13 protein-coding genes and 1 tRNA gene are annotated in these 13,795 nt (G+C 61.8%); 8 read left to right on the forward strand and 6 right to left on the reverse strand.

From position 1 onward, the window contains the following. Positions 1–25 precede the first annotated feature (25 nt). The 6 genes from INS80_RS12520 (at position 26) to INS80_RS12545 (ending at position 5,844) form a co-directional block, all read left to right on the forward strand. Positions 26–1,780: a site-specific integrase gene (locus tag INS80_RS12520; RefSeq protein WP_192965952.1), complete on the forward strand. Its 1,755-nt coding sequence runs from the start codon at positions 26–28 to the stop codon at positions 1,778–1,780. After that, entirely contained in the window at positions 1,777–3,165 is a 1,389-nt protein-coding gene (locus INS80_RS12525) for a site-specific integrase (protein WP_192965953.1), read from the forward strand. Before INS80_RS12520 ends, INS80_RS12525 begins: the two co-directional genes overlap by 4 nt. A gap of 343 nt (positions 3,166–3,508) precedes the next feature. Beyond that, positions 3,509–3,892, forward strand: a complete 384-nt coding sequence (locus tag INS80_RS12530; RefSeq protein ID WP_192965954.1) for a hypothetical protein — start codon at positions 3,509–3,511, stop codon at positions 3,890–3,892. Continuing rightward, positions 3,885–4,310 carry a hypothetical protein gene (locus INS80_RS12535; protein WP_192965955.1) on the forward strand — a complete coding sequence of 142 codons (426 nt, stop codon included), beginning with the start codon at positions 3,885–3,887 and terminating at the stop codon, positions 4,308–4,310. The genes INS80_RS12530 and INS80_RS12535 overlap by 8 nt, the downstream gene beginning before the upstream one ends. A gap of 317 nt (positions 4,311–4,627) precedes the next feature. Continuing rightward, positions 4,628–4,831: a hypothetical protein gene (locus INS80_RS12540; protein ID WP_192965956.1), complete on the forward strand. Its 204-nt coding sequence runs from the start codon at positions 4,628–4,630 to the stop codon at positions 4,829–4,831. Beyond that, positions 4,828–5,844, forward strand: coding sequence for a site-specific integrase (locus INS80_RS12545; RefSeq protein ID WP_192965957.1), 1,017 nt, complete (start codon positions 4,828–4,830; stop codon positions 5,842–5,844). Before INS80_RS12540 ends, INS80_RS12545 begins: the two co-directional genes overlap by 4 nt. Before the next feature lie 191 nt (positions 5,845–6,035). Here INS80_RS12545 and INS80_RS12550 read toward each other — a convergent pair. The 5 genes from INS80_RS12550 to INS80_RS12570 all read right to left on the reverse strand — a co-directional run bounded on the left by INS80_RS12550 (position 6,036) and on the right by INS80_RS12570 (position 10,844). Further along, positions 6,036–6,110: transfer RNA gene (locus INS80_RS12550), tRNA-Glu, on the reverse strand. 99 nt (positions 6,111–6,209) lie between these two features. Beyond that, positions 6,210–7,955, reverse strand: a complete 1,746-nt coding sequence (recJ, locus tag INS80_RS12555) for a single-stranded-DNA-specific exonuclease RecJ (RefSeq protein ID WP_192965958.1) — start codon at positions 7,953–7,955, stop codon at positions 6,210–6,212. A gap of 103 nt (positions 7,956–8,058) precedes the next feature. Continuing rightward, positions 8,059–9,039, reverse strand: coding sequence for a class II fructose-bisphosphatase (gene glpX / locus INS80_RS12560; protein WP_192965959.1), 981 nt, complete (start codon positions 9,037–9,039; stop codon positions 8,059–8,061). A gap of 129 nt (positions 9,040–9,168) precedes the next feature. Beyond that, positions 9,169–10,455 carry a homoserine dehydrogenase gene (locus tag INS80_RS12565; protein ID WP_192965960.1) on the reverse strand — a complete coding sequence of 429 codons (1,287 nt, stop codon included), beginning with the start codon at positions 10,453–10,455 and terminating at the stop codon, positions 9,169–9,171. A 125-nt stretch (positions 10,456–10,580) separates the two neighbouring features. After that, positions 10,581–10,844: a hypothetical protein gene (locus INS80_RS12570; RefSeq protein ID WP_192965961.1), complete on the reverse strand. Its 264-nt coding sequence runs from the start codon at positions 10,842–10,844 to the stop codon at positions 10,581–10,583. Between the two features lie 118 nt (positions 10,845–10,962). On the opposite strand from INS80_RS12570, the gene INS80_RS12575 reads away from it, so the two are divergent. Next, positions 10,963–11,550, forward strand: coding sequence for a TetR/AcrR family transcriptional regulator (locus tag INS80_RS12575; protein ID WP_192965962.1), 588 nt, complete (start codon positions 10,963–10,965; stop codon positions 11,548–11,550). Between the two features lie 49 nt (positions 11,551–11,599). Here the strand turns inward: INS80_RS12575 and INS80_RS12580 are convergent, their stop codons facing one another. Further along, positions 11,600–12,511: a pirin family protein gene (locus INS80_RS12580; RefSeq protein ID WP_192965963.1), complete on the reverse strand. Its 912-nt coding sequence runs from the start codon at positions 12,509–12,511 to the stop codon at positions 11,600–11,602. Positions 12,512–12,759: 248 nt separating this feature from the next. Between INS80_RS12580 and INS80_RS12585 the strand changes: the two genes are divergently transcribed. After that, on the forward strand, positions 12,760–13,716 hold the full coding sequence (locus INS80_RS12585) for an NAD(P)-dependent oxidoreductase (protein WP_192967276.1): 957 nt from the start codon (positions 12,760–12,762) through the stop codon (positions 13,714–13,716). Positions 13,717–13,795: the final 79 nt, after the last annotated feature.

A 13,795-nucleotide genomic window follows, 5' to 3' on the forward strand; every position in this document is an offset into this window, starting at 1 on the left:
TAGCGGACAACGAAAAAGAGGCCCTATGAGTTTTCTCAACCCTATCGCCCCGATGACGTTCCAGGACGTGTTGGACTGGACCATTGCTGAAGGCAAGAAGGATTACATCACACCGGTAAAACGGTGTGGCGCGTTGCATTCGAACCAACCGCTGGCACGGATTCCGGCGGACCACGCCGAATTCACTCGGCGTTTCCCGCTTGAGGGCTTCGATCCCCGGCATTTCAAGACCGATAAGGCGTACAAGGCGTGGCGGCGCAAGGTTGCCGCCGCGATCAAGGGCTGCTCAGGACAGCAGGCGGAAGCGCGCGCCCGCCGCGCGCGGCAGGATGAGTGGTCGTTGCTGATTGCGGCCATGGAGCACCTCGTCGGCAAGCCCGGTGATCGAAAGCAGTCACACCCGAGGCTGATCCCGGTCCGAAAGCTTGCGGATCTTGCGCGGCAGCACGGGAAGAGCCCGAAGCAAGTCTCCCAGGCATGGCTGGCCGAGGTCCGGGCCGATCTGAACCCGAATGAGTGGAAATCCGTCCAGTCCGCGCTGCGGCGGCTGGACAAGTTCCGCAATGAGCAATCGATCCGGCCTTTCCTGCCGGCCTCCCCGTATGGCGGACCTCCGGTGCTGCGCCAGAACGTGCTGCCTGGTGTGCCGGAACACATCGCCGAAGAAATCAGCTCCTGGGTTCAAGTCGCGACCCGTGGCGGCTTCGATTCTGTTGAGGGAACCTGGGAAGGCGCGAACTCCGAGAAGGACATCATGTTCAAGACGTCGGCCCTGCGGAAGTTCGTCAGCACCCTGGCGGAATGCACGGCCATTGGCGCCCGTGACCGCCTGGCAGCGCTTCTCACCCCCGAAAACGCCACGCTGGTGATCCGCCGCTGGACAGCAAACACGGCGGGGCAGGGGCGGATCTCTGCCCGCACCGCCCAGGACTACATGAAAGCCGTGCGCACCGTGATGGCGCGGAACGGCGTTTCGCCGGACGTGCTCAAGCAGCACCTGGCGAACAACCGGTTCCTGCATGACGGCAAGAAGCAGGGGCGGGGGATGTCGCCGCAGGTGCGGGATTTTTGCGAAATGCTCCTCGGGTCGAGGAAGCAGTCCCTGACCTTTCTGTCGCTTCACGTTGCGCTTCGCAACAAGGCGCAAGGGTTTCTCGACGCATGCTCGGAAGCTGGTAGCGAGCTCACTCCGAGCGAACTTGAGGCCGTGCGCGCGATTGGCTCTGTCGCGGCCTTCTGCGCGCTTGAAACGCGCGGCGCGCCGATCCGGGTCCGCAACGCTCTGGGCCTCAAGATTAGCGGGAGCGGGATCACCTTCCATCTGCCGAGCCGGATGGCAGACCACGCCACGATCGACATCCCGCCAGAGCTGACCAAGAATGGAAACGAGATCTGGGCGCCGATCACCCGCGGCAACCTGAACGGTCTCGAGGTTATCGAGTGGTACATGCGCGAAATCCGCCCCCTTTATCCCGATGCGGACATGTCCCCCTACCTTTTTCCGGGGATCTGGACGGACGGAAGCCTGAACTACAAGACCTTTCTCAATTGGTTCAAGCGCGAGACCCGGCTTGCGGGCCTGCCAATGACCCCGCACAACTTCCGGCACGGCCTTGCGTCCCTGCTTATCCAGAAGAACCCGGGCAGGTGGGACCTCCTCGAGCGGTTGCTCGATGACACGGTTGGGACCGCCCGGCGCAATTATGGATGGGTGAACAAGCGTACGCAGCGCTCTGAGGTACAGAAATACGTGCTCGATCTTTCGGGGCTGAACGCATGAAGAAGCCCGACTATCGAACCGTCGAAGACATTCTCAAGCACCCCCGCTGGGATCCCCTCGCCGGGGTGCTGGACATGGACCGCGTGACGGCGCCGCAGATGCGCATCCTCGACGACTTCCTGGCTTTTGTCGAAGGCCAGGCGCTCGCATCGATCTGGGACCTCACGGTGGCTGACTTTCTTTCTTTCGACGAAAGGTACAAGTCGGCAAACCGACTTCGAAGCCTTAAGAAAGCACTGAAAACCGTGTTACCGGGGCAGCCTGCACTCATTGTGCTGACCGACGCCATCCGGCAGAAGGAGGCTGCCGCACGGCCGCCCAAGCCGGGGCCGGCCAGGCCGCGTCGCCTGAAAGTGTCGATCCCTGAAGAGGAATTGCCCGACAGCTGGAAGGAGGCTCTCGCGGACATGGTCGCGGGCATCGACCGGCCAGGCCTCATGGCACCCTCACCGAAGATGGTCCCGACTTACCGGATGAAGCTGCGCCAGTTGGCCTGCTCGGCACGGAAGGCCGGTCTGCCAGAAGCTTTCACGGCGGAGGCTGTGAAAGCGTATGCAGCCGACATGCGGAAACGGAAATTGGCGGCTGCAACGCAGCTGGCTGCGTTCTCGGCGCTTGCGACGTGCGGCCGCTACATGGACGCCGGCCGCCCGGTCCTGGATCTCTTGGCTGATCTTAAGCGCCGCAGTGAAGCTGCGGCCCGCAAAGAGCCGAAGCAGAAATACGCCAAGCTGCAGAAAACAGGATATTCGCCGGTGGGGATCATCACCCGCGCCGACGAGCTTCTCAGAGAGGTTCCCGACCTGAAGTGCCCGAGATCGCAGCAGGCGCAAAGGAACTGTGCTGCTGCCCTGGCGCTGTTTTCGGTGCTGCCCGTGCGCCTGGCTGATACCCGCATCAGATTTGGCGAGAATCTGGTCTGGCGGAACGGCGCGTATGAGCTGCGGCTCAAGCTTTCCAAGAGTGGCGAGCTCTATGATGCGGAGGTTGATCCGCGGCTGAACAGGTTCATCGACGCGCTGATCCTCCGCGGGTGTGACCGAGCCTGGCTGGACGCCATGCGCCAAGACTGCATGGCGTCCAGGCGGCCTCTGTTCGTGCGGAACGACGGGGAGAGCGTCGGCTACAATTACGTTTCAGACTGCTGGCGCAAGGTATTTGGGACCGGCGAGCATATCTCGCGGACGATCCTGCACACCTTTCTTGGTGTCGAGCTGGGCGCCGCAGGAACCGACCTGTCGTTGTCGGCCTGCGGCCAGAGTTCCCCCGATACTGCCGCCACCTATCAGGATGACATCGTCAAGAAGGCCGGTCGGATCAAAGGCCAGGCAGCACTGGCAGAGGTTGCGCAAGACGCGGACGCGACGCTGTTCGCGTTCAGGTAGCGGCACACGGAGAAGTTCCTTTCTGCACGTCCCTCTGCATGAGGACGCGCAGAATGGAACCCTCCGAAGCCATCAAAGGAATTGAAGACACAACTGGAAAGGGTGGCCAGGGCCAGCCTTGATGCAGACGGGTGGTAGAATTTCGAAGGCTCGAAGCTGCTCAAGACGCCGAGGTCCCGCAGGCCTGCCTGTTGCCTGTCATCGTGAAGGCAGCAGGAAGGGCGGCCGGTCCTCTTTTACCCGGATGAAGCGGAAGCGCTTCGCACTCGTGACCAAGAAGGAGCGGTGGTCACTCTTGTAGCTCGCGGCACTCCCGCCGGAGCAAAAAACAGGGAGAACAGCCATGTTCGATATCCCCCAGCCAGCCACGGCGCTGCACCGGTTCGCGCAGGACCATAATCAATCCATCCAGCATGCGGCACTTCTGCTCGGAGGCAGTTTCTGGCTCCGCCGTGTGCAGCGCCTGCTCGATGACCTCGCCTCGCCGCGCCCGCTGACGCACCGCATTCTTCGCGAAACCCAAGCACTTCATGCGCTGCTCTCTCTGGAGCACGTCCACGACATGGAGCGAGTGGAGGCAGCCTGCTTCGCGTTACTCGACCCTGACGCGCCCTATGTCGCCGAGATCTGCCTGCTCACGGAGGGCCTCAGCGAGGCTCTGGAGCAAACGGCTGCGCCGGGTAGCACGGTGCAGACCCTGGAACAGGAGGTCGAAACCAATGGATGACACGCAAAACCATCAACACCTGCTCAGGCGGGCTGTCATCCGAGCCTTCGAGGCAGCTGGGGCCGTTGAGCGTGCCTTCGAGGCGGCGGTGGCCGCAGGCGGCGTCCCGCTGAACCCGCCGCAGCCCGCCTGCGGCCTGCTCCACGGGGAGCTGACGCAGGAATGCTTTTGCAAGCAGCAAGTGGCTGCTCTGCGCCGTCTCGCCCAAGGCCTCGACATGGAGATCGAGAGCGAAACACGGAGGTGGTTCGTGCACGATGAATGCTGCACTTCGGGGGGCTGGCAAGAGACCGAAACCACGGCGCGCGGCGATGCGCTTTGGGCCCTCCAGTCGGCATTGAATGCCCTGGCAGACCGGATCGGGGCCGTCCTCCGGCTTATGGATGCTGACCGGATGGCCGCTGCCCTCCTCCAGTAATCCGTCTGGCCGAGGGGAAATCCTCGGCAGCCAAGCGGGGAGAAATTTCGCACGTCCTTAAGCGCTGCAACACTTTCCCTTGCCGGGCTGCCCAGCGGTGCGGAAAAGCCTCCGCGGCTTTGTCCCTGTCACCGCAGAACATTTTGCCTGTAAGCGGTTCGCCGACAAGCTACGGCACTTTTTTCGCGGCCAATCAAACCAAACAATTTCTCGTTTTTCGGAGGCGACCCAGCTCCCGCCTGCGAGTGGCGTCCGCTGCTCGCAAGCGATCCATCGTTTCGCGCCAATCCGCGAGAGAAAAAAGAAAGTTGCCGAATATGCCCGCAGCAAAGCCTTCCCAAGCTTCCATTGCCAACACCATTAAAGCCATCGTGGCGGCTGGCCTCACACCGGGGGCAGTCCACGTCGATGCAGATGGCGGATTTCACGTGGATATAATGATCGCGGACTCCCTTGTGGTGGCCGCTGACCGGAACCCGACGGCAAATGATGCGGCATTGGCCTGGGAGGACGTGGCATGAAGATCGATCTTGACTTCCCCGGTCTCTGCCAGGAAAAAACCGCCGCTGGCAACGTCCGCTGGCGCGTCCGCGTCGAGGGCGAGAAACGCCGAAAGATCACGATCCCTGTCGGGCCGGGTCATCCGGATTTTCAGCTGCACTACGACGCCGCTCGGTTTGGTGAGAAATTGCGCCAGGATCGCGTTTCCAAACCAGTTGGAGGCTCGCTGGATGAGTTGAGAGAGCGGTATGTGGCTTGGATGCAAGTTCAAGTGAAGGCGGGCAATCTTGACCAGAAGACGCTGGAGAGCCGTGAGCGCGGCCTGCGCCAAGCCTGTGATTGTCCAACTCGAAACCGCAAGGCACGCATGGGCGCGGTTAGGGTAAACATGCCGCAGGAAGCCTTCGCCCACATCCGGGATTCCTTTGGCATCCGGACCGGGGCCGCAGCCACCTGCCTAAAGGCCTTGCGGGCGGCATACCGGTGGGGCTCGGAATGCGGGTTTCACCACGACGGCCATGTGTACAAAGTCAGAACTTCGCACGTATCCAAAGGTGGCGCCGTCCCTTGGACAGCGGAGGACAAGGCCGCATTCCTGAAGCGTCACGGGCCCGGGACCATGGCACGCCGCTGGTTCTTGCTTGCCAATGACACGGCAGGACGGATCGGAGACACTCATCTTCTCGGACCGCGCAATGAAGTATTTCGGGGCGATGGTCAGATCATCTCCTGGCAGCCGGGCAAGAAGGGGTCCCAGCCGGTGGAGGTTCCGATGAGCGGGCAGCTCATGCTTGAGCTTGCGGGGCTTCCTGCAGACGCAAGCGCTTACCTGCTCACGGAACAGGGCAAACCTTTCGCATCGCCCGGGAGCCTCGGCAACCGTGTGAGAAAATGGATTGTCGAAGCCGGTCTGTGTACCATCGAAACGGATGCTTCCGGCAAGACGGTAAAGAAAGCCACTCGGTCGCAGCATGGCATCCGTAAGGCGCGCGCCGAAGAGATCGCCGAGCAGGGCGGTCTGTTTATGAAGTGATGGCCTTACTCTCGCGTAGCGATGTGAAAACCGCTGAGATCTACACGAAGAAGTTCGAACGAGCACGCCTTGCCGCACAGGCGGCTGCACGCCGGGATAAGGCCGTTTAATGCGCATGTGTCCCACGATAGAAAAAACGTGGGACACCTTCTGTCCGAAAGCTCACAAAATAAAGAGAATTCAGGGGGAGGTGGCAGCCCGTAGGGGAATCGAACCCCTCTTTCCAGGTTGAAAACCTGGCGTCCTAACCGATAGACGAACGGGCCACTTTATCGTGTGAGCGGTGTTTAGTTATTCCCGCAGCCCGCCGCAAGCGAAAAAATGCGCCCGGGAAAAGAATCTTTTGGGGCTGCGAAACCAGCGGTTCAACTGGCCGGAGCGGCGTCTTCCAGCCGCAGTTGTGGGCTTTGGCGACCGCCCCAGGTGTTGACCTCGAGGCGACCGGCAAAGTGGAACCTTGCGCCACCGTGCTCAAGCAGGCGGGGGCCCATAGCCGTGTCAAATGCGCCAAATGCAATCGCGTCGATCCCACCGCCAAGGCCATCGCTGAGCGACAGTTTCAGATGTGATTCTCCAACCCGTTTGGCAAAGCGCACTTCAAGATCGGGAAAGGCATAGCGCGGGGCGGGGGCGCCGGCACCAAATGGGCCAGCCTGCTCGATCTGTTCGATCAGGTCCACAGTGGCCGCGCCGGGCATCAGCATACCGTCGAGTTTCAGATCCGCCGCCCCCAGGTCTGCAGCCCCCTGCTTGGCCAATAGATCACTAAGACGGCTCATCGCCTCTTCGAGCTTGTCGCGCGCCACGGTCAGACCAGCAGCCATCTTGTGCCCGCCACCCTTGATCAAATGGCCTTCGCTGGCGAGGCGCTGGATGGCAGCGCCAAGGTCGATGCCGCTGACGGATCTGCCCGATCCCTTGCCCTCATCGCCGTCAAGGCCGATCACCACGGCGGGGCGACCTGCGGCCTCTTTCAGGCGCGAGGCGACGATGCCGACAACGCCGGGATGCCAGCCTTCTCCCGCCGCCCAGACCAGCGGGGCGTCCAGACCGCGCGCTTCGGCCTGCTCCAGTGCAGCGGCGCGCACGGCGTTCTCGATGTCGCGGCGTTCGGTGTTGAGCTGGTCGAGCCGTTCCGCCAGGGCTGCCGCCTCATGCGGATTGTCCGTGGCCAGCAGGCGCGCGCCCAGATCCGCCTTGCCGATGCGCCCACCGGCGTTAACGCGCGGGCCAAGCAGGAAGCCAAGATGATAGGTAGAGGGCGCCGAATCCATCCGGCTGATATCGGCCAGCGCCACGAGCCCCACCCGTTTGCGCGCCGCCATGACCTTCAATCCCTGACGCACCAAGGCCCGGTTGGCTCCAATCAGGGGCGCCACATCAGCTACGGTGGCCAGTGCCACCAGATCCAACAGCGCCATCAGGTCCGGACCAGGGCCCAGTCCCTTGTCGCGGGCCTGGCGGCGGACCTCGACCAGCATTAGGAAAACCACGCCTGCGGCACAGAAATAGCCCAAGTCCCCTTCTTCGTCTTGCCGGTTCGGGTTTACCACGGCGACGCAGTCCGGCAGGGTTTCCCCGCCGAGGTGGTGATCCAGTACGATGACATCGGCATCTTTGGCGGCGGCGATGGGCCCGTGCGAAAGCGTGCCGCAATCCACGCAGACAATCAGATCATGATCGCGGGCGAGCGCCGACATGGCGGCATCATTCGGCCCGTAGCCTTCATCAATGCGGTCGGGGATGTAAAGCGTTGCATCCTGCCCCATGGCGCGCAGCCAGACCAGCAGGAGGGCGGCAGAGCTGCCCCCGTCCACGTCATAGTCGGCAAAAATCGCAATGCGCTGGCGCTGCTCGACGGCCTGCAGGAACCGCGCGGCGGCTTTCTCCATATCCTTCATGCGGCGGGGATCGGGCAGCAGATCCTTCAGGGCTGGCGTCAGGAACCCTGTGGCCTCATGGGTTGGAACGCCGCGTCGGGCCAGCACCTGACAGACGGCCGCAGGCAGGCCTGTTTGTTGCACCATTGCCTCGGCAGCGCGTTCCTGATCTATGCCGGGGCCAACCCAGCGGCGCCCTGAAAGAGACTGTTCAACCCCAAGAAAGCTCACGCGTTTCTCCCACCAAAGAGGGCCGGTCCTGTGCGGAACCGGCCCCGATTTTGTCTTTTACGCTTCCCTGCACAGCGCGGGCAAGAGGCCGTCGGTGCGCGGCTTAAGCTGCGTCAACCGGTGTGCGGTAGGACATGCGACGCACGGACCCTGTTTTCGAGCGCATCAGCAGCGTGGTGGTCTCAACCCAGCCCGGCTGGCGTTTGATCGCAGGCAGGAGCGAGCCGCCAGTTACACCTGTTGCAGCAAAGATCACGTCCTGCGTGACCATCTCGTCGCGGCTATAGATGCGATCCAGGTCAGTGATGCCGGCCTTGGCGGCGCGGCCCTTTTCGTCATCGTTGCGGAACAGGAGGCGGCCAAAGATCTGTCCGCCCATGCATTTAAGCGCAGCTGCCGCCAGAACGCCTTCGGGCGCGCCACCCTGGCCCATGTACATGTCGATTCCGGTCACCTCGGATTCAGCGCAATGCATGACGCCGGCCACGTCGCCATCGGTGATCAGGCGGATTGCGGCGCCGGTTTCACGTACTTCTGCGATCATAGCTTCGTGACGCGGACGCTCCAGGATGCAGACGGTGATGTCCGACGGTGCGCAGCCCTTGGCCTTGGCCAGCGCCTCGACCCGTTCGCGCGGGGACATGTCGAGAGAGACGACGCCCTCCGGGTAGCCGGGGCCGATGGCGAGCTTGTCCATGTAGGTGTCGGGTGCATGCAGCATCGAGCCGCGCGGCCCCATGGCGATGACGGTCAGCGCATTGGGCATGTCCTTCGCGGTCAGCGTGGTGCCTTCGAGCGGATCAAGCGCGATGTCCACGCCGGGGCCATTGCCGGTGCCGACCTCTTCACCGATGTACAGCATCGGGGCTTCGTCGCGCTCGCCTTCGCCGATGACCACGACGCCCTTAATGTCCAGAAGGTTCAGCTGTTCGCGCATTGCGTTTACCGCTGCCTGATCGGCGGCCTTTTCGTCGCCGCGTCCCACCAAAGAGGCAGAGGCAAGCGCAGCCTGTTCGGCGACCCGTGCGAGGCCAAGGGATAGCATGCGGTCGTGAAAGGTGTCGTCAGAGCTGGTCGAGGTCATACTCAATAATCCTGTGTCAATCCGGTTCGGTTGATTGTCGATACCCCGTGCGGGGCGCTGCGGGCAAGGGATGATGCGTGAAGCGCCCGGGGTGCGGTCGCTCCATGCGCTGTTTTGATGGCGCGCGCGTCAGAGTTCTTCAATGCGCAGGGCCACCGGGGCGCCATCAACCACGCCCGTGGACGCCAGGCCGGAAATGGCATCATCGAGCATGGCGCTGGTGCATTTATGGGTGACGATAAGGACCGGGGCCGTGGGTTCGGAATGTCCATACTGGCGCATCCGGTCAATTGAAACGCCGGCATCACCCAAGGCCGCGGCAACTTTTGCCAGCGCGCCCGGTTTGTCCTGCAGTGACAATCGCAGGTAGTAGGGAGCGGGCAGGCCAGAAATTGCCGAAGGCGCCTCTTGCAAGGATGTCGCTGGCTGGCCGAAAGTAGAGATGCGGAACCCCCGCGCGATATCGCAGATATCGCCAAGGACGGCGCTGGCGGTCGGTCCTTCACCGGCGCCTGGACCGCGCAGAACGATTTGATCCACGGCATCGCCTTCGATCACGACCATGTTGGTGCCGCCTTCAAGCTGACCAAGCGGAGAACTCGCAGGCACGAGGCAGGGCGCCATGCGCTGCTCAAGGCCGCGGGCGGATTTCTGGGCCACACCAAGGAGTTTGATCCGGAAGCCCATGTCCGCCGCATGGCGGATGTCTTCGATGGCGATGCGCTGGATACCTTCGAGCTGGACATTGCAGAAATCGGGCTTGGTGCCAAAGGCGATCGCGGCCAAGAGCGCCAGTTTGTGACCGGCATCGATCCCGCCCACGTCCAGGTTCGGATCCGCTTCCAAGTAACCAAGGCGCCCGCATTCCTCAAACAGTGCGTTATATCCGCGACCGGAGGCTTCCATCTGGGTCAGGATATAGTTGCAGGTGCCGTTCATCACGCCCATGACGCGTGTGATTTCATTCCCTGCAAGGCCCTCAGTAAGGGATTTGATCACTGGAATGCCACCTGCAACGGCGGCTTCAAAACGGATCACGCGACCTGCTGCCTCGGCCTGCTCGGCTAAGGCTTGTCCGTGAATCGCCAAGAGTGCTTTGTTTGCAGTCACAACATCCTTGCCCGACGCCAGAGCGGCTTCGGTCGCCTCCTTGGCAGCGCCTTCATGACCGCCCATCAGTTCCACAAAGACGTCCACATCGTCACGCCGGGCGAGTGAGACTGGATCTGTCTCCCAGGCGTAGGAGGAGAGGGACACGCCGCGGTCCTTCTCTGCATCACGGGCCGACACGGCGGTGATCACGATCGGACGGCCAGTTCGCGCCTCAAGCAGTTCGGCCTGGCGGCGAATGATTCTCACCACGCCTACGCCGACGGTGCCCAAACCTGCAATTCCAAGGCGAAGCGGCTCTGTCATGGCGGGAGGTCCTTTGTCTCAACTCGTTTGCCCCGCCTTAGCGGGTTCGGGCCGGCGGTGCAACGTTGCGCGCGAGAGCAGCGCTTATAAAGAAGGGTGACGGTGGCCTTGATGACAAAAACCGGTCAGTTTTGAGCGCGCCGCAGGGCCTCGGCCCGCGCTTTGAGACGCGCGCTGCGGGCATCGAGCTGTTGTTCCAGTTCGGCGCTCTGTTCTTGCGGAGTCGGGAGCGGAGGAACGCCTTCGTCCAGAGGCAGCAACGCAGGGTAATCGGCGCCTTTCAGGTCGGGCGTCAGGCGATCCTCTATTTCCGGCACGCGGGTGCAGGCGGGGCTTGCGGCGACCAGCACGATCAGCAGGGCGGGTTTAAGGATATGACGTTGGATCATCTTGACGGGTCTCGGCTCCGTGGGGGCGCGTGGCGACGCACTCCTCCTTGATGCACAATTGCTTCTTCTCGCACAAGGAGGGCTTTTTTCTGAACATATGTTCAGTTAGCTTGATGTCATGGCACGTACGCAAGGCTCTCATTCCGATATCACTGGCCCGCGCATTCGCGAAGCGGCGCTGAGGCTGTTTGCGCAGCATGGCTTCGCGGCGGTCTCCATGCGGCAAATCGCGGCGGATGTGGGCGTACAGGCAGGAGCTTTGTACAACTACACCTCTGACAAGCAGAGCCTGTTGTTCAGCCTCATGCAGGGCCACATGAGTGATCTGATCGAGGCTTGGAAGAGCCAGCCTACGACGGACAATGCGGTGAGCGAGCTGGAGCGTTTTGTGCGCTTCCACATCCGCTATCACATGGAGCGCCCGGACGCGGTTTTTATCGCATACATGGAACTGCGCAATCTGACGGCAGAAAACTTCGCCACGATCGAAGCGATGCGCGGCAGCTATGAGAATGCGTTGGAAACCGTTCTAAAGCAGGGGGTGACCGAAGGGGTTTTCCAGATCCCGGATACCAAAATCGCCACGCTGGCGGTGATTGCCATGCTGAACGGGGTGATGACCTGGTATCGCGCGGGTGGCCGATTGTCGCTGGAAGAGGTCGAAACGATCTATTGGGACATGGTGCGCAAGGCCGTTTCGGCCTGACGCGAAAGCTGCCTCCAGCGTGGCCGGAGGCAGATGAGTACGCTGGCGCTCAATGCGCTGGTTTGATGAAGGTGCCGTTGTTCAAATCCCGAAAGGCCTGGCGCAGCTCTTCCTGGGTGTTCATCACAATGGGGCCGTGCCAGGCGACGGGTTCCTCGATCGGTGCGCCGGAAATCAGCAGAAAACGAATGCCGTCCGGACCGGCCTGAACGGTGATCTCATCGCCGGTGCCAAAGCGCACCAGGGTGCGGTCGCCTGACATATCCCTAATGTGCAATTCTTCTCCGGCAACCTCTTTTTCCAGCAGTACCCCTTGTGGGCGCGAGGCGTCCACAAAGGCGCCTTGCCCCTCGAATATATAGGCGAAGGCCCGGCGATAGGTATCGATCTTGAAGGTCTTGCGCACACCGGCCGGCACATAGACATCCAGGTATTGTGGATCGGCAGCGATACCGTCCACCGGGCCGGTTTTTCCCCAAAACTCACCCACGATGACTTTCACGCGGGTGCCGTCGTCGTCGATGATCTCGGGGATGTCCTTGCCTTGAACATCCTGATAGCGAGGCGCGGTCATCTTCTGGCTGGAGGGAAGGTTGCCCCAAAGCTGGAAGCCATGCATCTGACCGTTGATGTTTCCTTTCGGCATCTCCTGATGCAGGATTCCGGAGCCGGCGGTCATCCATTGCACGTCGCCGGCGCCGAGTGTGCCGGTGTTGCCGAGTGAGTCGCCATGTTCCACGGTTCCCGAAAGTACATAGGTGATCGTCTCGATCCCCCGGTGCGGGTGCCAGGGAAAGCCACGTAGATAGTCCTGCGGGAACTCATTGCGAAAATCGTCGAACAGCAGAAACGGGTCCAGCTCGCTCGGGTCCTGAAAACCGAAGGCGCGATGCAGTTTCACGCCGGCGCCCTCCATCGTGGGCATGGCGTTGCGGGTCTCGAGGATTGGTCTGATGGACATGCTGCTGTCTCCTGGCGTGTACGCTAGAAACAGAAATAGGCAGGATTTCCGCCCCGGCAAATACGCACAGGCCGACACTGATTGTGCGAAAACGCGCAAGGGAGGCGGTTCCAATGGCCGGTGCGAATGCCTTTTCGGTCGTGAACGGTCCGTGCCTGTCGCTTTCTTTGGTGTTTTGGGCCGGGAACCCCCGCAAGCTTGTAGCGATAGGACATCAGCAAAGTGAGGGCACCATTGTGGAAGCAGGATTGAAAACCGGCTTTGTCGGGTTGGGAAATGTGGGCGGCAAGCTGGCAGGAAGCCTGCTGCGCAATGGTGTGACACTCAGCGTGCACGATCTTGATGCGGGGCTGGTTGCAGGGTTTGTGGCCCGAGGAGCGGCTGCCGGAGGCTCTCCCGCGGAAATGATGAAAGATTGCGATGTCGTGATCACCTGCCTGCCGTCGCCAGCGGCTTGTGATGCCGTAATGCAGGAGATGCTGCCTCATGTGTCAGACGGCAAGATCTGGATCGAAATGTCGACCACCGACGAAGCTGAGGTGCGGCGCCTGGCATCCGCGTTTGAGGCGCGCGGTGGGCTTGCTATGGAATGTCCGGTTTCCGGTGGATGTCACCGGGCGGATACCGGTAACATTTCCATCTTTGCTGGTGGGTCGCGCGCGGGCTTTGATCGGGTTCTGCCGCTATTGACCATTCTGGGGCGGCGGGTGTTGCACACCGGTGAGATCGGCACGGCCAGCACACTCAAAGTGATGACCAACTACCTAGCGACGGCTAATCTTTTGACCTTATGTGAAGCGCTCACGGTGATGAAGGCGGCGGGCATCGATCTGGCGGTCACATATGAGGCGATCCGCATCAGCTCGGGCACATCCTTTGTGCACGAGACCGAAAGCCAGTTGATCCTGTCGGGCAATCGTGACGTCAATTTCACCATGGATCTTGTGCTGAAGGATGTCGGCCTATTTCAGGAAATTGCCGAGCGCAATGACGTGCCGCTTGAGCTGTCGCCCGAGGTGATCCGTATCATGAAGGACGGTCAGGCCCGCTATGGTGCACGGGCGCAATCGGACCAGATCATCGAGCGGCTCGAAGAGGCCGCAGGCGTTAGCGTTCTGGCAGATGGCTTCCCGACCGAGCTGATTGACGATGAGCCGGAGGAGCGCGGCCATGAGGTGACGATTCGAAAGCTCGCTGCAGAGTAGGGAGCTTTGGGCCACGCCGGGGCTGTTCGTCGGCGCCGTTTCAGGCTATGCCGCGCGAGACGACGCGACAGGAGGCAGG

Origin of the sequence: Phycobacter azelaicus (assembly GCF_014884385.1) — a bacterium.
Lineage (GTDB): Bacteria > Pseudomonadota > Alphaproteobacteria > Rhodobacterales > Rhodobacteraceae > Phycobacter > Phycobacter azelaicus.